18 protein-coding genes are annotated in these 21,528 nt (G+C 35.3%); 7 read left to right on the plus strand and 11 right to left on the minus strand.

From position 1 onward, the window contains the following. Nucleotides 1–98: 98 nt before the first annotated feature. Nucleotides 99–419, plus strand: coding sequence for an ArsR/SmtB family transcription factor (locus C0966_RS13880; RefSeq protein ID WP_274856842.1), 321 nt, complete (start codon nt 99–101; stop codon nt 417–419). A gap of 119 nt (nt 420–538) precedes the next feature. Further along, nucleotides 539–1,588 carry an LLM class flavin-dependent oxidoreductase gene (locus C0966_RS13885; RefSeq protein ID WP_274856339.1) on the plus strand — a complete coding sequence of 350 codons (1,050 nt, stop codon included), beginning with the start codon at nt 539–541 and terminating at the stop codon, nt 1,586–1,588. Nucleotides 1,589–1,795: 207 nt separating this feature from the next. On the opposite strand, the gene C0966_RS13890 is transcribed toward C0966_RS13885, so the two are convergent. Further along, nucleotides 1,796–2,743 carry an ABC transporter substrate-binding protein gene (locus C0966_RS13890; protein ID WP_274856340.1) on the minus strand — a complete coding sequence of 316 codons (948 nt, stop codon included), beginning with the start codon at nt 2,741–2,743 and terminating at the stop codon, nt 1,796–1,798. A 230-nt stretch (nt 2,744–2,973) separates the two neighbouring features. On the opposite strand from C0966_RS13890, the gene C0966_RS13895 reads away from it, so the two are divergent. From C0966_RS13895 to C0966_RS13915, 5 genes are all read left to right on the plus strand, one after another. Then, the gene (locus tag C0966_RS13895) at nt 2,974–3,978 is read left to right on the plus strand and encodes a FecCD family ABC transporter permease (RefSeq protein WP_274856341.1); all 1,005 of its coding nucleotides are present in this window, start codon (nt 2,974–2,976) and stop codon (nt 3,976–3,978) included. After that, nucleotides 3,975–4,982, plus strand: a complete 1,008-nt coding sequence (locus C0966_RS13900) for a FecCD family ABC transporter permease (protein ID WP_274856342.1) — start codon at nt 3,975–3,977, stop codon at nt 4,980–4,982. The genes C0966_RS13895 and C0966_RS13900 overlap by 4 nt, the downstream gene beginning before the upstream one ends. A gap of 12 nt (nt 4,983–4,994) precedes the next feature. Next, a complete protein-coding gene (locus C0966_RS13905; RefSeq protein WP_274856343.1) occupies nt 4,995–5,780 on the plus strand; it encodes an ABC transporter ATP-binding protein in 786 nt (261 codons plus the stop codon). Nucleotides 5,781–5,791: 11 nt separating this feature from the next. Next, on the plus strand, nt 5,792–6,496 hold the full coding sequence (locus C0966_RS13910) for a (2Fe-2S)-binding protein (protein WP_274856344.1): 705 nt from the start codon (nt 5,792–5,794) through the stop codon (nt 6,494–6,496). A gap of 231 nt (nt 6,497–6,727) precedes the next feature. Further along, on the plus strand, nt 6,728–7,951 hold the full coding sequence (locus tag C0966_RS13915; RefSeq protein WP_274856345.1) for a rhomboid family intramembrane serine protease: 1,224 nt from the start codon (nt 6,728–6,730) through the stop codon (nt 7,949–7,951). A gap of 122 nt (nt 7,952–8,073) precedes the next feature. Here the strand turns inward: C0966_RS13915 and C0966_RS13920 are convergent, their stop codons facing one another. From C0966_RS13920 to C0966_RS13965, 10 genes are all read right to left on the minus strand, one after another. Further along, nucleotides 8,074–8,871: an ABC transporter permease subunit gene (locus C0966_RS13920; RefSeq protein ID WP_274856346.1), complete on the minus strand. Its 798-nt coding sequence runs from the start codon at nt 8,869–8,871 to the stop codon at nt 8,074–8,076. Between the two features lie 17 nt (nt 8,872–8,888). Then, nucleotides 8,889–9,629: an ABC transporter permease subunit gene (locus tag C0966_RS13925; protein WP_425535957.1), complete on the minus strand. Its 741-nt coding sequence runs from the start codon at nt 9,627–9,629 to the stop codon at nt 8,889–8,891. 159 nt (nt 9,630–9,788) lie between these two features. Further along, a complete protein-coding gene (locus C0966_RS13930; protein WP_274856347.1) occupies nt 9,789–11,672 on the minus strand; it encodes an AlwI family type II restriction endonuclease in 1,884 nt (627 codons plus the stop codon). 15 nt (nt 11,673–11,687) lie between these two features. Further along, nucleotides 11,688–12,653: a hypothetical protein gene (locus C0966_RS13935; RefSeq protein WP_274856348.1), complete on the minus strand. Its 966-nt coding sequence runs from the start codon at nt 12,651–12,653 to the stop codon at nt 11,688–11,690. 208 nt (nt 12,654–12,861) lie between these two features. Continuing rightward, a complete protein-coding gene (locus C0966_RS13940) occupies nt 12,862–13,779 on the minus strand; it encodes a DNA adenine methylase (RefSeq protein ID WP_274856349.1) in 918 nt (305 codons plus the stop codon). A 9-nt stretch (nt 13,780–13,788) separates the two neighbouring features. Further along, nucleotides 13,789–15,009, minus strand: a complete 1,221-nt coding sequence (locus tag C0966_RS13945) for a DNA adenine methylase (RefSeq protein ID WP_274856350.1) — start codon at nt 15,007–15,009, stop codon at nt 13,789–13,791. A 186-nt stretch (nt 15,010–15,195) separates the two neighbouring features. Continuing rightward, nucleotides 15,196–15,648: an OsmC family protein gene (locus C0966_RS13950; RefSeq protein WP_274856351.1), complete on the minus strand. Its 453-nt coding sequence runs from the start codon at nt 15,646–15,648 to the stop codon at nt 15,196–15,198. A 278-nt stretch (nt 15,649–15,926) separates the two neighbouring features. Continuing rightward, on the minus strand, nt 15,927–18,560 hold the full coding sequence (locus tag C0966_RS13955; protein WP_274856352.1) for a BpuSI family type II restriction endonuclease: 2,634 nt from the start codon (nt 18,558–18,560) through the stop codon (nt 15,927–15,929). Nucleotides 18,561–18,638: 78 nt separating this feature from the next. Next, nucleotides 18,639–19,754, minus strand: a complete 1,116-nt coding sequence (locus C0966_RS13960) for a DNA cytosine methyltransferase (RefSeq protein WP_274856353.1) — start codon at nt 19,752–19,754, stop codon at nt 18,639–18,641. Between the two features lie 2 nt (nt 19,755–19,756). Next, a complete protein-coding gene (locus C0966_RS13965) occupies nt 19,757–21,442 on the minus strand; it encodes a class I SAM-dependent methyltransferase (protein ID WP_274856354.1) in 1,686 nt (561 codons plus the stop codon). Nucleotides 21,443–21,528: the final 86 nt, after the last annotated feature.

Consider the following 21,528-nt stretch of genomic DNA (forward strand, 5'->3'; position numbering starts at 1 on the left):
GTAATTTCTCGATATCTCAATATTAGTATTGATATTTCTTGTTTTACAAACTGTAAAAAGAAAGGGGGCAGACATTATTGACTCAGGAATTTCTTGGGATGACTGATGAAAAAGCGGTTGAAATCTTTAAAGCACTTTCGAATCAAACAAGGGTGAACATTCTCCAAATGCTAAAAAATCCAGAAACAAACTTTTCGACAGAAGCACATGTCATTAAACAAGGAGAATTTGAAGGCGGGGTTTGTGTAAGTGATATACACAAAAAATCAGGAGTATCCCAGTCCACAACTTCCCAATATTTATCCATTTTGCTGCAAAGCGGTTTATTGGAAATGAAAAGAATAGGACAATGGACTTATTATCGCCGAAACGAAGAAACGATTAAACAATTTGAACACTACATCCGTACAAAACTATAACTTTATGAGATATTAACGCTTTAAAGCGAAGCGGGCCAGACCCTCAATACATTAACGCTTTAAAGCAGCGCAGGACAGACCCCTCAACATGAAAAAATAACTAGAAAGAGGATGATTATATGTCAGAAAATAAAAAAGCAAAACGAATTACCGATATTCCGTTTTCGGTACTTGATCTTTCTCCGATTGTAGTTGGTGGTACTCCATCCGATTCTTTTCGAAATACGCTCGATCTTGCTCAACATGCGGAAAAGTGGGGTTATCACCGGTACTGGCTGGCAGAGCACCATAATTTTTCTGCCGTCGCCAGTTCTGCAACATCTGTTGTCATTGGCCATGTAGCCCAAGGAACTTCAAAAATCCGAGTAGGTTCAGGCGGAATCATGCTGCCTAACCACGCTCCGCTGGTCATTGCTGAACAATTCGGAACTCTCGAATCTCTGTTTCCCGGCCGAATTGATCTTGGTCTTGGCCGCGCACCTGGTACTGATCAGCTTACCGCTCATGCTTTAAGACGCGACCTCAGAAGCCATGGCGAGGATTTTCCTGAGCAATTAGCTGAGCTTCGCGCCTATTTTGATCCGTCTTTATCTTCAGGAAGAATGCATGTAAGAGCAGTCCCGGGCGAGGGCTTGAATATTCCAATTTGGTTATTGGGCTCAAGCGGATACAGTGCACAACTTGCCGGCATGCTCGGTCTGCCATTTGCTTTTGCAAGCCACTTCTCACCTAACAATACACTGGCGGCTCTGAAGATATATCGCAATTGCTTCAAGCCTTCAAAAGTGCTTGATGAACCGTATGCAATGGTCGCGGTGAACGTGATTGCTGCAGAAACAGATGAAGAAGCACGCCGTCTGGCAACTACATTGCAGCAGCAATTCCTGAACTTGGTTCGGAATCATAATGTGCCGCTGCAGCCTCCTGTAGAAAATATGGATGCTCTTTGGAACGAATATGAAAAAGAAGCCGTCGAGCAACAAATAGGTTCATCCATCATCGGCAGCCCTGAAACCGTAAAAGAAAAGCTGCAGAAATTTTTAGACGATACCCAGGCCGATGAAATCATGGTCAATGCCCAAATTTATGATCACCAGGCGCGTCTTCGTTCCTTCGAAATCGTAGCCGACATCACGAATTTACAGGAACAACGCGAAACACGGATTTAAATTATACGATAATGTACAAAAAAGGAACTGCACTAGGCGGTTCCTTTTTTGTTTTATACTTCGTTATTTTTAGGCTTTTAGGGTCTACTGGAAACGTCAAAAAGCAAAGGGTCAGGCCCCTCCAATAGAACATATAGACAAACACTAATAAAATCATTCTATCTATTGTCATTATGTCAGCCCCTACACCATATTAGGTATTTCACGTTATTTTTTCGCTAACGAATCAACAATTTGGTCAATTGTAAGTTTATTAGCAATCACACCGCTAATTGTCCAATGGCTCGGATCTTCCATGTTATATACGTTTCCTTTTTTAACAGCCGGAATACCATTCCAAACAGAACTATTTTTTAGTGTTTCTAATCCAGGTTCATTAGGTTTGCTAACAAGGAACAGGTGATCAGCATCAAGTTTGGACAATGCTTCAAGTGAAACCGGCTTCCATGTTGCTTCGGCTTTCGGTAATTTTTGAATCATTTCAGGTTGAGCAACACCTAAATCACCATAAAGAACATTTGCTGCAAAGCGTGTATTTTCAAACAAGTAAAATTGATCACCAGCTACCCATAAAATGGCTGCTGTTTCATCACCAATTGCATCTTTAATTTTCTTAGATGCTTCTTTCACTTTTGCATCATAATCAGCCAATAGATCTTTTGCTTGCTCTTCTTTACCTAACAATGTTCCCATTATTTCTAATTGTTTACGCCAGTCGGCACCCTCTTCATCTTTAAAAACATATGTTGGCGCCACTTTTTTGTACTCTTCATAATTCCCTTTTTGAATAGACGATGCTGAACTAAAAATAATTAAATCAGGTTGTGCTTTAATCGTTTGTTCTAATGGTAAATCCCAACTAATTGTTGGCACGTCTTTTAAATCTGATTGTAAGTAATCAAGGACAGTTGTTCCAATTGACCACTGAGCTGCCGGAGTCACGCCAAGTGCCACGAGCGAATCTTCCATGTATGGAGCAAGAATGCGTTTCGGATTTGCAGGGATCGTTACTTGTCCCATTGCATCCGTTACTGTCACATCTTTTGATTTTTCTTTTATTTCTTTAGCTTCGTTGTTCGTTCCACAACCTGCTAATAGTAATATCGTACATATGAAAACAGTGATGATTCCTTTATACGTATTTCGAAACTTCATTTGCATCCTCCTTAGTCTTTCTTTTCGATGAAAATGATAATCATTATCAACCAAAACGTCAACATAAAAATAATTTTTTTGATAATGGTTTTCAATTAATTTGTTAAATATATTGAAAGGATTAGATATTCGTTTTATACTTAATTATTATTGATAATGATTATCACTATTACAAAATAACAATGAAGGGTTGTTTTTAAATAGTGGCTAATTTACAGCGCGCTTCAATAGTGAGAAAACATAGATTAAAAACAGGTTTCATTTTGCTTGTCGGAATATGTTGTGTGTTGTTGGCGATTTGTCTTTCTCTCGTTTATGGGACGGAAACGATCAAACTGACAACCGTTTGGCAAGCGATTTTCGATCATCATCCTGATAACAAAGCACATCAAATTGTTCAAGAAATTCGTTTACCGCGTGCATTAATAGCAGCATTGATCGGTTCTTACTTAGCGTTATCTGGAGCAATTATGCAGGCAATCACAAGAAATCCACTCGCTGAACCCTCTCTTTTAGGGGTATCTTATGGAGCGGCATTTTCCCTTGTTATGACAATAGCCTTGTTTCCGAGCGTGTCGAATTTGGGAGCAACTGTTGCTTCTATGGTTGGTGCAGGAATATCAGTCCTTTTCGTATTTATGTTATCTGCTGCTTCAAAAGGTGGAGCATCACATGTGAAATTGGCACTTGCCGGTGTAGCGGTAGGAATGTTCTTGAATTCATTAACCTCCACTGTGGCGCTTCATTTTGATGTGTCAAAAGAGATGAGCTTTTGGTATGCCGGAGGATTGGCTAACACAAATTGGAATGATTTTAGAATTCTCGGTTTTGTTGGATTCATTGGCATTCCGATCGTCTTTGTCATTGCTCGTGCTTTAACGTTGCTCAATCTTGGCGAGGAAGTAACGCAAGGGCTGGGAATTCATTTAAATCTAGTCAAAGCTCTTAGTATCACGGCCGTCTTGCTATTAACCGGGGCCTCGGTTTCTGTAGCCGGATCAATTGTCTTTGTTGGACTCGTTATACCTCATATTAGCCGAATGTTAGTTGGACCGGATTATCGCTTATTGCTCCCCGTTTCAGCAGTATTGGGCAGCTTGCTCCTTGTTCTAGCGGATGTCGGTGCAAGAATGATGAATTCTCCTTTTGAAACACCTATTGGAGTCGTCACAGCAGCCATTGGAGTGCCCTTTTTCTTATATTTAGTTCGAAGTGAAAGGAGTAGGTTCATATGAACAACATCTCTATGAAGTTTAAATGGACGATGTTCACATTAATCGTACTCCTTTTCATCGCTTGTTTCATAAGTTTAAACTTCGGTGTTGTGCCCATTTCACCAAATGAAGTGCTTCATACATTGATTGGTAATGGGACGAAACAACAACAGTTGATCTTGTTTGAGATTCGTCTGCCAACAATGATATTAGCTCTCCTCGTTGGTGCAGGTATGGCTGTTTCAGGTACCATTTTACAAAGTATAACTCGTAATGAACTGGCTGACCCTGGTATTTTAGGCATTAATGCAGGTGCGGGTGCAGCTGTCGTCATTTATCTTTCTTTTTTTAAAACAGCAACAGGAAGCCTTAGTACGTTCAGTACTTTTGCTTTGCCTCTCTTTTCTTTTTTGGGAGCATTATTGACAGCAGGTTTGATTATAGGTCTTTCTTGGAAACGCGGATTTCATTCCATTCGCCTCATCTTAGTTGGAATTGGAATCAATGCAGGTTTGAGCGCTCTATTGATTGCCCTTCAATTAAGAATGACACCACACGATTTTATGCAAGCAATGGTTTGGCTGTCAGGAGATCTATGGGCAACGCAATGGAAGTTTGTATGGGCTTTGTTGCCTTGGTTTATCGTACTTATTCCATACTCATTGTATAAAGCACATACACTTAATATTTTGAACTTAGGGAGTTCAGTGGCAACCGGTCTTGGAATACGTTCAAATCGTGAACGACTGCTTCTCCTTATGGCAGCGGTAGGGATAGCCGGTCTAGGAGTAGCCGCAGGCGGTGGAATTACTTTTTTAGGTTTGATTGCCCCACATATTGCCAGGAGTCTTATTGGACCAAACCATCGTTTGTTGCTTCCGATCGCTGCATTGATTGGATCGTTCATTTTACTGATGGCTGATACAGTAGGAACGAATTTGTTGTCACCAACAGAAATTCCGGCTGGTCTTGTCGTATCGATTGTTAGTGTTCCATATTTTATTTATTTATTAATGAAAAAGTAGGGAGGAAGCGCTATGACCACTCTATCAGCAGAACAGTTGACTATCGGGTACGAGGACCAAATCATTGTTGAACAATTGAATTTGGAAATTCCATCGAATCAAATTACTGCCATTATTGGTCCAAACGGCTGCGGCAAATCGACTATTTTAAAAACAGTGGCACGACTGCATCCGGCATTATCCGGTGTCATTTATTTAGATGGAAAAATGATTCATAAGACACCGACAAAAGATGTTGCGAAAAAGATGGCCATTTTACCTCAGTCACCGGAAGCACCGAGTGGATTGACAGTGTATGAATTAATTTCATATGGACGGACACCATATCAAACAGGATTTTCACGACTCAGTAAACATGATTACGAAATGATTGATTGGGCGCTTGAGGTTACCGGACTAACCAATCTTCGAGACCAGTCTGTTGATACGCTGTCAGGCGGCCAAAGACAACGAGCTTGGATTGCGATGGCGATTGCGCAAGAAACGAATTTATTACTATTAGACGAGCCAACAACGTATTTAGATTTAGCTCATCAATTAGAGATTTTACAGCTCCTGGAAAAATTAAATCAAGAAGATGGACGGACGATTGCGATGGTCATTCATGATTTGAACCATGCTGCCCGTTTTGCACATCACATGGTTGCTCTTAAGAACGGAACGATTGTAAAACAAGGATCACCGGAAAAAGTCATGACGTCCGAAGTACTTAAACAAGTATTTAATATTGATACAGTGATTGTTACGGATCCCAGAACAGCGAAACCGGCCATGATTTCATATGATTTAATAAAATAGAGGTTGATATCATGCTGCAGCAAAATGAACTCTGGAGAGAACTTGAGAATTTTCAAATTGTTCCACATGAAACAACAACAGTGCCTCTCTTTGATAAAGATTTTTCAAAGCTATTCAATCTTGTGAAGGAACGGACGAAAGCAGAACAGCCATATGTCATCGCTTCCATCTTGATGAGGCATGCAGCCTTTTTATTTACAGGACAATTATTTATCCTCAGCAAGTATCGTGTGAAATGGACAGGCGATGTATCCCAAGTTGGAGTAGTGGATCGGATAATAAACAATAGATGGGCGCCGCAATGGTCGCTTTCCAGCGGGAAGTGGATTCCTTTGGAAACAGAAAAAGACGTAAAGGAAACGATCCAACGTATCATTTGCCATGATTGTCGAATGATTGTGAAAGCTGTTTCTACTGAATCGAAGAGCTCGCCACTCGTATTGTGGGAAAATATTTGGGGTTACGTCCTTTGGATGTACGTGCAGCTTCTCAACCAAGGAGACGATATTTCTACAAGAGCACGTGATGACCTGGAATTTTTGCTGGACTCAGCAACGTGGAAAGATATTGAACGATACTCACCGTTCCAAAGATTTTTAAACGGACAAACACCAGAAGAAGCAATGGCTCATTATGCTCGAGTTACGTGCTGCTATTACTATAAGGTCCCCGGAAATGATAAGTGTTCATATTGTCCTAAGAAACAAACAGACTAGACTATCTTTTAAAAAGACTTCTATCCTTTCATTTATAGAATCTTTAAAAGGAATCGATTAATGGTCGATTCCTTTTTCATCATTATTTATTTAATGCATTTTTCAATGGAGCGGAATAAGAAAAAAATCGATTATTGCAAAAATTAAGGAAATAAGTATCATAAAAGATGGTAGGAATATTATACCAAATGATTCTTCTTCAAATATTAAGTATTTTTTAAGGGGGAAACTATGTCATTTTTTGTAAGGAGGGAAAATTTAAGGACCTTTATCCGTCGTTTTCCCGCTGTTACATTGTTAACGCTCGCAATTATCGTTATACAACTAGCAACTTATTATTTTGGAAATGGCCCTACTGATCTTGAAACAGCTCGCCGTTTTGGAGCCATTCAAACGGGTGATACATCTCCAGAGGAGTGGTTCCGGCTTGCAACATATATTTTTGTGCAAATTGGCGGAACTATTCATTTGCTCTCTAATGTAGCTAGTTTAATCATTTTTGGTCCTCCACTTGAACGAATTTACGGTTCAGCCAAATTTACATTTTTATTTTTTGCAACAGGAATTGTCGGTGGTCTATTTATTCTAATTTTTTCAGAGAATGTTATATCAGCAGGAGCGTCAGGCAGCCTCTTTGGATTAATGGGACTGTATTTAGGGCTAATGATAAAACAAAATAAGATGATCGATTCAGAAAGCAAAGGTGTAATCTGGAGTGCTTTTGCGGGAAATATTATTTATACATTTTTAGCACCAAATATTTCAATTCCTGCTCACCTTGGGGGACTGTTTAGTGGTTTTCTCCTGTCATTTTTCGTTCACCCTCAATCATTTCGGCGTTTAGCAGAAACGAAGTGGAGTCAAGAAGTCATTCAAACAGCAATGGTTACATTGCTGTGGTTTTCAATACTATCTTTCCCGAAGTATCTTCCGGCATCCACTGAAATAAGTGGATTGACAGCAGAATTCGAAAAAATGAAATCAGTCGAAATGAATACATTTAATAAGTTTCATGTATCTGGCAATAAAAACGATTCCCCTCAAGTGAGTGAGCCTCAAAATAATCAAGAAAGTCAAAATGAAACTTTAAAAGAACCTAGCATCAAAATTTTACATGTAAATTCTGGAGTTAGAGAGGGTTGGATTGATACGAGGGAAGATTTTTTTGATGAAGTAGTATTAACTATTCAGGTGAAAAACAGATCAGAAAAAACAATTGATATTTATCCGGAAATGTTTATCCTATCAGATTCGGCAGGATATACTCCATCACTAGTCAATGAGGAACTATATTTTGAGAGTATTCCGCTTCCCCCAATGCAGCAAGTAACATTTGACCTTGTATATGCAATTTCATTGAAAGAAACAACTGGACAATTTTTGCTTTCCGTATCTGGTTGGAACTCTTTTGATCGATTCAACATAGAGTACTCAAAATTAATTTCGAGTAAATAGCCAGATCTTATTCACTTACTACGCTATATTTTAATAGAGTCGGAGTAAGGGAGCCTTTCCAATTTACTGTGGATTGGCTCCGTATTTTTCTTTGACTTTTGCCTGCAGTTTTCCCGCACAAACTACACATTCAAATCTCTTTTCTTAAAACATACATACGTTATTATCGAAAGCCCGACAATCATGACCACTGATAATATGACAAAGACCGCATCAAAACCTCCGCCGTACATCAAATTTTTCGCATCATAATATTTAAATGGTGTTAAATATTTCAAGTATTCAATGTTCTCATTCAAGTCAATAGCAATGGATAAAATAAACGTGATCAAAAGGATTCCGGTCGACAATGAGGCAGCGGTTTTTGGATTTTTTTTGACGGCTGCGATCGCTGAACCAATCACCATAAACAGAAGCTGTAAAATAAACATCCCAACCATTAAAATGGAAATATCATCACTTACCTCTTCGCCTTTGCTGTACTTTTGTACGATTAGGATAGAAGAAACAAAAGTAACCAGATTGAAAATCAATATATTTACAAAAGCTGCCAACAATTTCGATGTGAGAATTTTATTTCTGGAAGCCGGTTTTACAAATAGGAATTCGGTTGTTTTATCTCGTTCTTCTTTCGCAATCATATTTGCTCCGAGCATGGCAGCATGGATCGTTGCCATAACCAATAAGTATAAAAAGAGAACTCCATAATAACCGCCGGCCTTTGATAAATCAAAAGTTCCCGTCCCCATAATCGCCTGGAACGATTTCGGCATATCAGCCATAAGGTCATTCATGGATTGACCGGAAGAATACAGACTGTCATATTTATTCATTCCGGAAGCAACCATGAAGATGACACCAATACACCAAATGATTAGAGATTTTCGATTGGCTTTCATTTCTCTCAAAAATATATTCATTATTTTTCCCTCCTTCCTTAAACGGCATGGATATCCTTTTTGGCATAAATGAAATAGCTCGCAACAATCGAAGCAACAATAATCCCTATTCCGACAATTAAAAATGAAGTCTCATAGCCCGAATTTTTGATGATATAGTCAGTGTCAAAATACTTAAAGGGAGAAAGATATCGCAACGCTTCATCTTCAGCGGTAGAACTAAGCATACCAATAATGAATAAAGCAAAGACAGTACTAAGAGACACGGTTAAGATGGATTTAATTTTACGAACAATCACTGACATGATCATTCCCAATGCAAGAAAAATAAGCTGAACGAAAAACAATGTAATCGAAATCAGAAAGAATATTTTGCTGCTATAATCTTCTGTTTTCACTTGAGAAGCCATCATGTTTGCAGCCGCTAAATAAACGACATTCGTCATAACTAATGAAGTCAATGCTGCCAATAGCTTGGATGACAATATTTGTGTACGGGATACAGGCTTCGTTAAAAGAAAGTCTGCTGTTTTTTCGCGGACTTCCTTAGAGAAAATGGAAACACCTAAATTCATTGCCTGAATGGCTCCGCAAAGTGTGATATATAAAAACGCATACGAATAGAATCCTAGAATGGAAGCAATGCTGTCCACATTCAACCCAATTGCTTTCCTTACCGCCTCCGGATACCCTTCCAGCAGTTTTTTGAATTCCTCCGCATCCTTTGCGAAAGAAGGAAACAAGGAATAGATGGGAATTGTGATGAAGGTGAAATAAATATAATTTGGAAATGGTTTCCTTTGGAAAAAGTACTATGGTGTAAATTAAAAGGGTCAGACCTCTCCAATACAATATATAGATAGCCACTAATAAAAGCATTCTATATATTGTCTTTTTCGGAGGGAGTCAGACCCTTATGAATCAGCCATTTTTTTAGATCATTTATCTCTTGCCAACAACGAAGAACCCCATTCTTCAATTATTGTATCAACATTCTCTAACCAGGCGGTTGAATCATTTCCGGCAACCTCACTATGGGTAAATATGTCTGACAACAGTTTTTTGAAATCTAAATGGTTTATTCTTCTTCCTTTTTCATTTAGTTCCTTTACTTTTTTAAGTACTTTAACATACTGTTCAATTGTTAATGGAACAATCTTTTGAATTTTACCTTCATAACCCAATTTTACACTCATCCAAAAAGTATTTAGCGTATCACGATGAATGTTTGGAGCAATAAATAAACAGTAGTTGTCAGCAGATCGATTTTCTTCCCTTTCCTCAAAGTCTCTTAAATGCCGCATAACGGGCTGGCCTTCATTAAACCACTGATCCCGCCCTCTTAATAGTGTTACTTCACAAATCATATTAAAAGATGAATAGAAACATTCGATATCCGGGTTATTCCCTGGGGCAGTAAATAATGGTAAGTTATCATCACCCACTGAATAATTAGGTGAAATTTCTTTGGCATCATCTAAAGCCATTAATGATAATGTTACATAATACTCTAAATTCAATGGATCCTGGCCACTAACACTCTTTCTGCGATTTGCCAATTCTGATAACTTCTTAATATAGATATCGATGTTTTCTAAACTTCTTTCTCTTAAAATAGACAAATCATTGTTAAGCGTCTTTATTACTTCTCTAAGATAAGAGATTTCCACATTATAATCATTTATTGATTCAAGATTTTTCTTAACTAAAGAGAACTGGTGCAACGCCTGGCCACTGTATTGATTATTGATTTCAATTTGCAGGGAGTTTGCTTTCTCCAAAAGGTTTTCATAAACAGACTTCAAATCATCTAAATTTTCCCAAGGAAGCGCCGGTTTATTTATATCAGACATATAATTTAGATACTCATCTGCATCTTCGAACTCAATAGCACTTCCGTCGTAATTTTCAAGCAGCCTATCTATTTCAACTTTTCTTGTAGGGGCTAAATCCACATATCTTCCGTTTCCTCTATAAAAAAATAACTTGGTTTGTCTAAAATATCTTATTGCAGAGTCGCCATAATCATATAGATTGTTTACTTTTGTTTCAATTTTCTTTTTATCTGCAGGGTTTAATTTAAATACTTCAATTGCCGTTTCAATAAATCTTCGATCAACATAACGTTGTGCTTCATTTTTGTTCAACGCTTTTTTTTCTTTCCGAAATTCAATAATTTTTTCTACTCGATCTTCAATATCTCTGTAATCAATCAAAGTTGTCAAAAATAAAGAAAATTCTTCTTTAGATACACCTACAGGCTTATTCCCCAGTTCTTCCCACTTTCTATTCACTTTGCTGATCACATGCATTGCGGCTATAAAAGGGATAATATTAAAGTCTTTATAACCTCGTTCGGTTGGATTAGGCAATTGCCATTTTAAGAAATATCTAAAGAATACATTAACTAAGTCAATTTCACCGTCTATTAATTTTCTTCCCAGCTCAGTTATTTTCACAGCACCCATAGACTCTTTTGCAATTGCGAGACCCATTTTAGTCATATTACTTACAGCTGTTCTTCCTCTAAATGCATATGCTTTATTTTGGTCATTATTAAAACTCTTATTTTCGTAATTTACCTGACTAAGGATTTCTTCCAGTTCTTTATCTGTAAATTCCTCAGGTTCTTCAAATTTATTATTGTAATAATCTGATAAACCAGTAGGTTTATATACCTTAGTTTTTATTAATTCTTTAAAGTACTTTCCTTGAACATTCTCATCAAAAATCTGCCCTTCAAATCTTGCAAGAACTTTTAAGAATGCAACAATGCGCTCAGGATTTCTTAATGTTGTACTTATACTCCATGTGCCTGGCATTGCTCGATCCTCCCATCAAACTATAAACTCAGAGCCATATCGCTTTTTATTATCATTAAAATTCTTGAAGAACTCTCTATCATAGTGAACACACTTGAAGTCTGAAAGATAGTCCTTGCTTTGATTGGAATAGTGGTTCATATCATGTAGCCATCCTAAAAATTCATTTCTACTCATACAATATTTATTTTCAGCCAAGATGCCATTATTAACATCTAAATCAAGAATTTCAATAACAGAAATTTTTTCATAGATATCATCACTATAATTCACCAGCAGCAAACGTCCGTTTAAAAAGGACCTTAAATTCCATAAAGAAATATATTTCTGCTTGTTATCATTAGGCTTGCCTGACCAACAATATCTCATTGGATGTGCTTGTATATTGTTAATATATGGATTTTCTCTTTTCAAAAATTCATAGATAATAAATTCACTCGTAGATGATATGTACTGAAACAAATCGAGATCAAAACCTTTTGTCGTATCTCCATTTAAAAGTTGCTTTGTTAAATCCAGACCATTATCATCTTGGAAGTCACTGATGTTATAAAGAGAGCTTAATAAACTATTTACATATTGGTCAAAATTGTTTTTTCTGGCAGCACCTAACCCTTTTGATTGACTATCTCCGTCTATATTATTTAAATTTCTAAACCATATTTGGAGTTGCTCAAATGTAAAAACATGACCGATATTCTTATTCAAAAATGGATTCAACTCAATTTTAATATATAAATTCCGTTCGGGCTGATAAAAAATAAAGACCTTAACAACATTTATTTTTAATTTTAGGAGAAAATCTACTTTACTTTGTTCTATTTTGTCTATCATACCAAAAAGAGTGCTCCAAAACTCTTTCTGGGGAAGCAGTGCTTTCCCGCGAACAAGGTTAAAAATGTTTCCAACTTCCATGAATTCAAAGATATAATATTGATTTAATTTACTTGAATACTGTATCCTGTCAATACTGAACAGCATAGAACCAACTGCCTTATTACAATCTGGGTATTAATTACCATTCTAAATCAAAATTCATTTTCATTAAATACTTTCCTGTCATTTCCTGAAAAATATAGGGCTGCCTCAAAAGCAAAGGGTCAGTACCCTCCAGACAACTACTGATAAAACCATTCAATAGATTGTCATTGGTGGAGGGAGTCAGACCCATAAAAAAATAAGCTTATTTTTAGTAATTTGTAATTAGAACTTCAGTGGTTTTAGAACCTTTTTGTTTAATTTGGTAGTTTGAGTTATTGTAATTATAATCCAATACATTCACATTATATTTTTTTGCCCACTTTTTTAATATTGTGTTTTCTGATCCTTTATGTTCCAAAACATTTGATAAAGCAAAATGAACTCCATTAGCATTTAATTGATCAAGAAATTCCAATAAATCATTTTCCTCTTTTTCGGTCCAACCATTTTGCTCATTATATGTGGCAGTTGAAATTAAATAGGGGGGATCTGCATAAAGAAAGTCCCCCTTTGTTAGATTCAATTCCATTTCCCTAAAATCAACACAAAAAAATTTTATATTTTTGACTTTAATTGCTTCCATAAAATGAGTTAAGTTCAATTGAACTTTTTCATTGAAATCCCTTTTTCCTACAGGAATATTGAAATGCCCTTTTTTATTAAAACGAATTTGATTATTAAACCCAAAGACAGTCAACACATAGAATACTAAATCATAATAAGTACTATCTTGTGCTCGATTATTATAATCATCTCTTAACTTTTTATATCTCTCTTTATTATAACTGGAGAGTCCGCTGCTAGAGTCGCAGCCATATTTAGCATATCCGTATTTATGAGTATTTGTTAAGTCATAATTTTCAATAATACTCTCAATTGTATTAAAAACTTCATTGCTGCTAGTTTTTTTAAGTGTATTAAAAAGCCTGATTACTTCTCTCTGTTTGTCAATACAATAGATAGACCCTTTTGCATTCACATTTATCGCAACATTTGCCCCGCCACAAAACAAATCTACAAAGTTATTTATATTTTGGGGAAACAAAGGAACAATTTGTTTAAGCAGTTTATGTTTCCCACCCGTATAATTCAAACATGATTTTATATATTTCGTATCAGTTTGCAACAACAATTATCACCTGTCTATTTCACATAGATATAAGATTTCCTTATGGTCCTCAATATTGGTTTTTCCAGTTGTAAATACTTGAAAGTCTGTTTCAAAAATTTTTACATTTCCTCTAGATTGTAGAATCTCAACAATTTCTTCTGCAGAAATTTTAGCATTGGAACGCCCTACACCTTTATCAGCCATATTATTATAAGAAACCAAGATGTATTTACCATTAATATTTGAGATTAAGTCGGCAAATGCCTCAGGAGCCTTCATTGTACAATAATCACTTTTAATATGAGTGCGATTTACCATTTTCTTGGCAACTCCGGTAACTTCCGGCTTATTCCACTCTGCGATATTTTCTAAAAGATGATAAGCATCACCGTATTGACGCGAATTATAAGGGGGGTCTATATAGAATAAATCTGCCTTAATTTCTCTCACTAATGCATTTGCGTCTTTTTTAAATATTTTGTTTCCTTCATTGTAATGGTCTTTAAGATCCGGTACTAAAAGTTTGATTTCTTTCAAAGAATCTAGTTTTCTTCTATAGGCATCGTAGTGGCCTACAGTATTGGCCACCTTATCCATAGCATAGAGCAGCGATGTAATGAGGATTGCCTTTTCACGAAAGGTAATGTGCTCCGATAATCTTTCGATTTCTTCTCTTATATACCCTATTTTTCTCGCATTATATTGTGTAAAATAAGTTCCGCCAAAATGTTCAGACACATAATTGTCTTCTTTTGGTTCAGCGTTATTAAACTGCGTTATCAAATCCTCTATTTTTGTGTAGCCAATTGCTTCATCACTGAACCAAGTCCAATACGATAAGTAATTTGAATATAATATATCGTTAACGATAATTTTTTTACCTTCAATATTAAACCGATCAGCAACCACACCTGTCCCGCCAAAAATGTCTGCTACAGTGTGAACATCTTTACAATTTTCATTAACAACCTTCCAAATAAATTCTAATAATTTATATTTGCTTCCTAAGTATCTACGGTTTTTAATGTTCAGTTTTGTATCATTTTCAATTGGAAGAGACAATTGTTCTTCTTTTTTCCTGATTGTATTTTTTATTTCCTTTACGTGTTGTTCTGTCCACATTCTCCAGCCTCTCCAATCTTTCTCCGGTTCAGAAATATTTCCTTCTTTTACCCAATTGTAAAGGGTTTGTCTTGATAAATTAAATTGTTTTAGTAATTGTTTCGTACGTATCTGTGGGCGCATGTTTCCACCTCAATTACGCATCACCGCATCTATTCACTTTTACTATTTCGATTATATCATCAACTGGATGGCAATAAAACGTCTTTTCTGGCGAATTATGAAGAATACTGTCAGAATCATTCCCGCAAATAAAAGAAGGCGGATTTTTTAAGTCCGCCTTCTTTTAGCACCACCGTTTGAATTCTTTTATAATTTATACCATTTCGATTCGATCTTGACGCCTGCGTCTTTTATTAAATTATAAACAGGACATCTTCTTTCTACTTCTTCTTTTAGTTCCTCTATCCGAGAATCAGATTCGTCCGTTCTAAAGATTACCTCAAAATTCACATTTTGAAAATGGGGAGAAACTCCTTCCACACCCATTAATCCTTGTAAATCTAATGTTCCATCATTTTTAAACTCTACGCCTTGATAAGAAAAATTCTTTTCTTTAGCTATAAACGCAATCATAACAGAAGTACAGCTGGACAATGCACCTAATACATATTCAACAGGATTTGGTCCTTCATCTGTTCCGCCTAAACTTCTCGGTTCATCAACTATTATTGGAGAAAAATCTCTAATCGAAATAGAAGTCTTTAAGCCGCCTTCCCACTTTCCACTTGTATTTACCTTGATCAATTTCTTAGTTGTCATCTTATCCACCTCTAATTCCAAGTAAGTTAATAAGCTTTATTATAAAATAAAAATGCGGAAATGTAAATCTATTTATTATTTTCTGATATTTTAAAATAATGGTAGATAAAACAGAATATTGTAAAAAATATGATAGATTTTTTAGTCCCCCTGCTTATCATACGGTTCATCGTAACGACTTCAACGCTGAACCTTTTGTATTTCATTCCATTCATTGAACGATAAAAATCCGGCGCCATTTAAATGGCGCCGGACACTTTCGCTATATTTCCATTTTTTTAATCAACATCAGAAGATGAATATTCAGGGTATCTTTCCCCTACTCTCTCTTCTAATAAGGCCAATGTTTCAGACAATATTTCCTCTGGCTCTGAATTGGTTAGACTATTGGCCCATATTTTATCTAACTCAGAAATAGATGGATTACATAAATCTAAAAATTCCCCTTTATTTTGAGCCTCATTAATAAGTTGAACGATTGTCTCTTTATCAATCCCTTCAATCTTAGGAATTAATAATTCTCCAATGCTGCCTTCCTCTAATTTTCTTGTACCTTCTTGGTCTTTTGCCATGCCTTCAAATTGGAGTTGTGAAAACATACTTAGCAGCCATGAAAATGTAATCCACTTCTCTTCTAATGAGCCTCCGGTAACTTCAATAACATTAGTTGATATAAATGCTTTTTCTGTTGTAATAAAGACCCTCGCAAATCTTCTTACATTGCGTGGAATTAATATTGTATGTTCATTCGTTACTTTTTTTCGTTCCCTGTTAATTATTTTACGCAATTCTTCTTTCGTTTTCATTTTCTTTCTTTGTTTCGTTTGTGCTAAGGCAGCTGCCTGTACTTTAATATATTCATCCAATATTTTTTCTAAAATTTTGTATTCTTTTGTTCCGGATATGAATGCCTCATCACATGGAGCAAGGAAACGGACATCTGTGGTCGAAGAGTTAACAAAAATATGATCAACATCTTTTACCACCCTTAATGCAGGGTAGAGCCATTCTTCAGGTACAATATCCTCTACTAAAGCCCAAAATTTGTTATTAGAATTTATAAATAATAAATCGGAAGCCCCTGCATTTCCAATTCTTCCTCTTTTTAAGTCATGAATTTGAGATAATCTCTTACTTGTTGAAGCAATCGTGTTAACAATCCAATTATTAATACTTTCACCAATTGAAGTAAGGTTTCTCCACCCTTCTTCCACATTGTCCTGCAAATCATTTATATCCATTTCTCTTACCTCTACACCATAAGTAAGGGTATTTATGGAACGATCTGTTTTTAAATTATTTAAACCTTGCTTAAACTTTGTAAGATTTATGTTCGAAAGAGGAATTTCACTTTTAATTACTTTTACTTTATTAGACGTATTATTCTTTTTTCCTATTAGCACTACTGTATCTTTAATTACATCTTGAAAAATGCCTTCACGCGGATACATAAAAATCATATTTAAACCAAATTCTTTTAATAGAAAGTTTCTTAAAGCCTTTGCTTCTTTACCTTTTGTTGTTAGATACTGTTTCGGAAAAACTACACTTATTACAGTATTATCAGCAGCTAGGCTTGAAACCAGTTCAAGGAACGGAGCTTCAATTCCAACTTGTCCAACATTTGTTTCGGAGTTTTTTCCATTAATATCATAGATTCGGGCTGCAACTTTCCTTTTTGTTAAGGGATCCTTTACTCCTGAAACATAAGGTGGATTCATAAGAATAACTTTTACGTTATTAAAATCACTTTTTTCAAGTTCACAAACATCTTTTCGAGTTACTAAAGGGGAATTTTCAGGTGAAACAACTGTTGGAAACATTAACCCCAATCTAATAGAAAGAAGTTCTGTGAAAAGCGGCTCCTTGTCATTCCCCCACAATTGTTTAGGGTTTAAATTCTCGAATCCTGCCTTGCTTGAAGATAGCAAGTTTCCACTTCCTGCAGCCGGATCACAGATTATTTCGTCTTCATTTAATTCTCTATCAAGGACATCTCTTGATAAAATAGCAAGAATATTAGCCAATTCCAAATCAGTTGGTACTAAACCTTCATGTTCTCTTCCTGCAACAGCAATGGAGTGAACCAACTCTGCCATTTCATCGCCGCTCATTGTTTTTTGCCCTAACTCTTCCAAATCCTCTAACATAGTGGCATTCCATATATCACTATTGTTACTAATAGGTAACGGCGGATCAATTAATGGACTAAAATTAATCGACTTGATATTATCAATTAGTTTATTAGGCTTATTTTTATAATTTAATGCAGATCTCCATGACACTTTTCTATTATTGGCTTTCATGACACCCCTAATATATTCATATCCAGCAACAATTAAACTTTGATGCCATCGCTCTTGGTTTGATTTATTATTTTCTAATAAAGGAATGAAACTTCCGGTGAGTTCTTTATAAGAACCTGTGTCGTTTATTACAATTGTTATGATTTCCTCAAAAGCCTTAACCAATTTATGAAAGAAATCCATCGGCTGATCGGAAAAGGTTCCAACACGAATGGGACTTGGCTCTATTATTTGTTGAGTTACAGAAGGTCTATGATTATCGTACCTAAATACATCAATTACCTCGAGATTTGTGATTGCATAGTACGGCTTTTCAACTTGCGTTCTGGCTTCCTGCACATAAGATTGTGCTTGAATTCTATATCTTGTACTACTGACAGCGAACGGTTTCCTTTTGACTTCAACAAATAAAATATATTTGCCGGTTGACTTCCTTATCAATGCAAAATCTGCTTCAAGACTTCCAATTGTTTCATGGTGCTTTACTTCATAATCTTTATCTATTCCTAGATTTGTTAATGCCTGATTTAATGCACTCTCACATATGGGATGAAAGACCTTCACTTCATCATCATCATAAATAGGCAATGTTGTAATTATGCTCATATGCCGAAAACTCACCTTTCTCTGTAGCCATTTTATTCAATATTTTACTATAAACAATAAGAAAAAAAGCGCCAAAGTTTATTTTGGCGCCATTGAATATGCATTAATGGATTCCAACACTTTTTTAGCTAATGCTTCCGCTAATATAGGTGGAACAGCATTACCAACAATAGTATGTTTTCCTCTCTTAGTTGATGATTTTATTATATAATCATCAGGGAAACTTTGTAATCTTAATGCTTCTCGAACTGTAATTAATCTTTTTTCTTTATAATGGATATTACAACCTACATTCGGCCTATTAAAATGTGTATTTATCGTGTATGAAGGTTTATCCGGTCTTAATCTTCCATAACATGTGGTTCTTCCGCCAGTTTCTTTAAACTTTTTTATACGTTTCGATGGAACTGAATCGGGAACATCCATATAGTTTCCACCAACTGGTATATGTTCTATAATTATTTTATCTAATTCACTTAAATTTGGGATAATATGTTCTGTAACAAATTCTGCTCTATTATTTTCCCTCATTTTTATTTGATAAGCATTCGTTGGAGCGCTAATGTAATTTACTATTCCCGTTTGAGTTGGAGAGGATAAATCACCAAGTGCTTCTTCTACAGAAATCCATTTTAACTTGCCATCAATCCCCTCTTCATTGTGTGTTGGTAAAGGAAATTCAAAATCTATCCCTTCTCTAGTTCCAACGAGAAATATTCTTTTTCTTCTTTGTGGAACTCCATAATCTGCAGCATTTAAAACATCCCATTTAACTTCATAGCCAATTTCTTTGAAGGCAAGTATTAATTCGTCTATTACTAAGTTCCCGTCAGCTGTTTTTGCGGACTTTAACCCTACGACATTTTCAAACAGAAAGCATTTAGGGCGAAGTTCATTAATGATCCTTAAGTACTGCCAAACTAGTTGTCCTCTTTCATCATCAATTCTTCTTTTGCCAACAAGAGAAAATGATTGACAGGGAGGCCCTCCTATAACTATATCTGCTTTCGGAATATCTTTTTCGTGTATTTTTGTGATATCCTCCAGCACAATATGCTCTCCTAAATTTTCTTTATATGTCGACACTGCATCCTTATCTATATCAATTGCCCAAATAATTTCAAATCCACTATTTTTAAAGCCTAAATCAAGTCCTCCTCCACCTGAGAATAGACTTACGACTGTTGGTGCCAAGATTATACGCCTCCATCATTTACTAATTCCAAATGACCGACCCTTTTACTTAATCGAGTGTTTAATCGAGTTTCTAATAGCTTTTCTAAATCTCTAACTTTACATTTAGTTGTCACGTATGGAAGAAGAAGCTTGTCTATTTCAGCAATAATTTGTATAGGATTTTCTTCTAAGGTATTAGATAATTCCTTTCCTAAATTCTCTAATAACAATAAGTCATTCTTTTGGATCTTATATGGATTAATTATCTTTAAATCCTCAAGTTCATATTTTTGTATCTTCAGAAGTCCTTTGCCATGACTTCTTCCGATATTTTCCATAAACAATGAAGTAATTCGACTATTTAAAATTGAAAAAAGGACATGTTTGTTTACATTAATTTTAGGATAAATCTCATAAAAGTTATCTCTGGCAATCACTTCAGATTGATTTAGAATGAATTTTTTTCTTTCACGTACGATATAACTAAATAAAATTGGTGCAACCTTTAAACCGCTTATATTAAACCATTTTTCAGGATTAGAAATAATTTTATTATATAGTGTTTTTGGAAGTCCACTGTTTAAGATCTCTCTCTCATACCTTTTTACATATGCCTTTATTTCTGGAGGTAATTCATTTTCTTTCTTATTTGTACTAAAAACATAGCTTTTCTTAACTACATTTTGAGTGGAATAGCCCTTGATATCCTTTGGACTACACAATATTTCTTTGAAAAAATCCGGATATTGATTTACGTAAGCAAGTGTATCATTTATAAAAAATTGATTATAGTTTGTAGTTAAACCTCTTCTTAAATCTGCTAGTTTCTTTAACGGTATCAAATTTTCCTTTAAATCAAACAAATCACTTTCACTAAATAGACTCAGCCAATTACTCTCTGAATTCAATACTTTATTTGTTTCTTTCCTCACAAATAGTTTTTCATTATTGCTCTTTATTAATTTATCAAATGAATGAATTTCTTCTTTCGACAGTGATTGTTTTATATTTATTAGATGCGTATCGCTATTTTCAAAGTAGTTTTCCTTCTTTAAATGGATAATGCAACTGTCAACGTCTGCATCAGGAAAAACATCTTTATTAAATTGGATGATTGATTTAACCCAAAAATTACTTAAAATGAAATTCTTAAACGATCCTCCATATTCTGCAGCCATCCATGTATTGGGAACGATTGCAATAATTTCACCTTTATCTTTTAAAATGGACCATGCCTTAATAAAAAAATATATATATAGGTTACTTCTTGAAGAAATTGAACAGTTTGTTAAAGGCAGCCGATTCAATATTTCATCTTTATTTAGGAATTTAGGCATATCCCTTTTTAGCAGTTCTTGCCTAATATAAGGCGGATTCATTATTACACATTCTACTTCCCCATGAAAATCAAAGAAGTCCATATTATATAGTTCAATATCAGGAAATCTTCCCTTTACTTTATTAAAAAGTTCTGGATCGATCTCTATTCCTATGACATGGTTGTTCATATGATCTGCATTGTTCCTTATTTCCTCCAAAAAAACGCCTTCTCCAAAACATGGTTCTAAAATTGTTTCAGGTTTTGAGCTTATTGCTAAAGATACCATTAGCTTAGCAACATCTTTTGGAGTAAATACTTGTCCAAGCAAATCTTTTTTATTGTAAACCTCTGATAGCCACTTGATTTCAGGATTAGATAATTTCATTCATAACATCCTTTAGGTTTTAATCATTTCTTAATTATAACCTAAGTATTTATTTCATTATGACCCTAAAGTAAATGCCATAACTT

The organism is Bacillus methanolicus (genome assembly GCF_028888695.1).
In the GTDB taxonomy this organism is placed as follows: domain Bacteria; phylum Bacillota; class Bacilli; order Bacillales; family Cytobacillaceae; genus Bacillus_Z; species Bacillus_Z methanolicus_B.

Excerpts from the sequence above, each read along its gene's own strand:
- C0966_RS13955 (WP_274856352.1), bottom strand. The coding sequence starts at position 18,560 with ATGAGCATAATTACAACATTGCCTATTTATGATGATGATGAAGTGAAG.
- C0966_RS13950 (WP_274856351.1), bottom strand. The coding sequence starts at position 15,648 with ATGACAACTAAGAAATTGATCAAGGTAAATACAAGTGGAAAGTGGGAA.
- C0966_RS13965 (WP_274856354.1), bottom strand. The coding sequence starts at position 21,442 with ATGAAATTATCTAATCCTGAAATCAAGTGGCTATCAGAGGTTTACAAT.
- C0966_RS13915 (WP_274856345.1), top strand. The coding sequence starts at position 6,728 with ATGTCATTTTTTGTAAGGAGGGAAAATTTAAGGACCTTTATCCGTCGT.
- C0966_RS13900 (WP_274856342.1), top strand. The coding sequence starts at position 3,975 with ATGAACAACATCTCTATGAAGTTTAAATGGACGATGTTCACATTAATC.
- C0966_RS13885 (WP_274856339.1), top strand. The coding sequence starts at position 539 with ATGTCAGAAAATAAAAAAGCAAAACGAATTACCGATATTCCGTTTTCG.
- C0966_RS13935 (WP_274856348.1), bottom strand. The coding sequence starts at position 12,653 with ATGCTGTTCAGTATTGACAGGATACAGTATTCAAGTAAATTAAATCAA.
- C0966_RS13880 (WP_274856842.1), top strand. The coding sequence starts at position 99 with ATGACTGATGAAAAAGCGGTTGAAATCTTTAAAGCACTTTCGAATCAA.
- C0966_RS13930 (WP_274856347.1), bottom strand. The coding sequence starts at position 11,672 with ATGCCAGGCACATGGAGTATAAGTACAACATTAAGAAATCCTGAGCGC.
- C0966_RS13945 (WP_274856350.1), bottom strand. The coding sequence starts at position 15,009 with ATGCGCCCACAGATACGTACGAAACAATTACTAAAACAATTTAATTTA.
- C0966_RS13905 (WP_274856343.1), top strand. The coding sequence starts at position 4,995 with ATGACCACTCTATCAGCAGAACAGTTGACTATCGGGTACGAGGACCAA.
- C0966_RS13910 (WP_274856344.1), top strand. The coding sequence starts at position 5,792 with ATGCTGCAGCAAAATGAACTCTGGAGAGAACTTGAGAATTTTCAAATT.
- C0966_RS13920 (WP_274856346.1), bottom strand. The coding sequence starts at position 8,871 with ATGAATATATTTTTGAGAGAAATGAAAGCCAATCGAAAATCTCTAATC.
- C0966_RS13890 (WP_274856340.1), bottom strand. The coding sequence starts at position 2,743 with ATGAAGTTTCGAAATACGTATAAAGGAATCATCACTGTTTTCATATGT.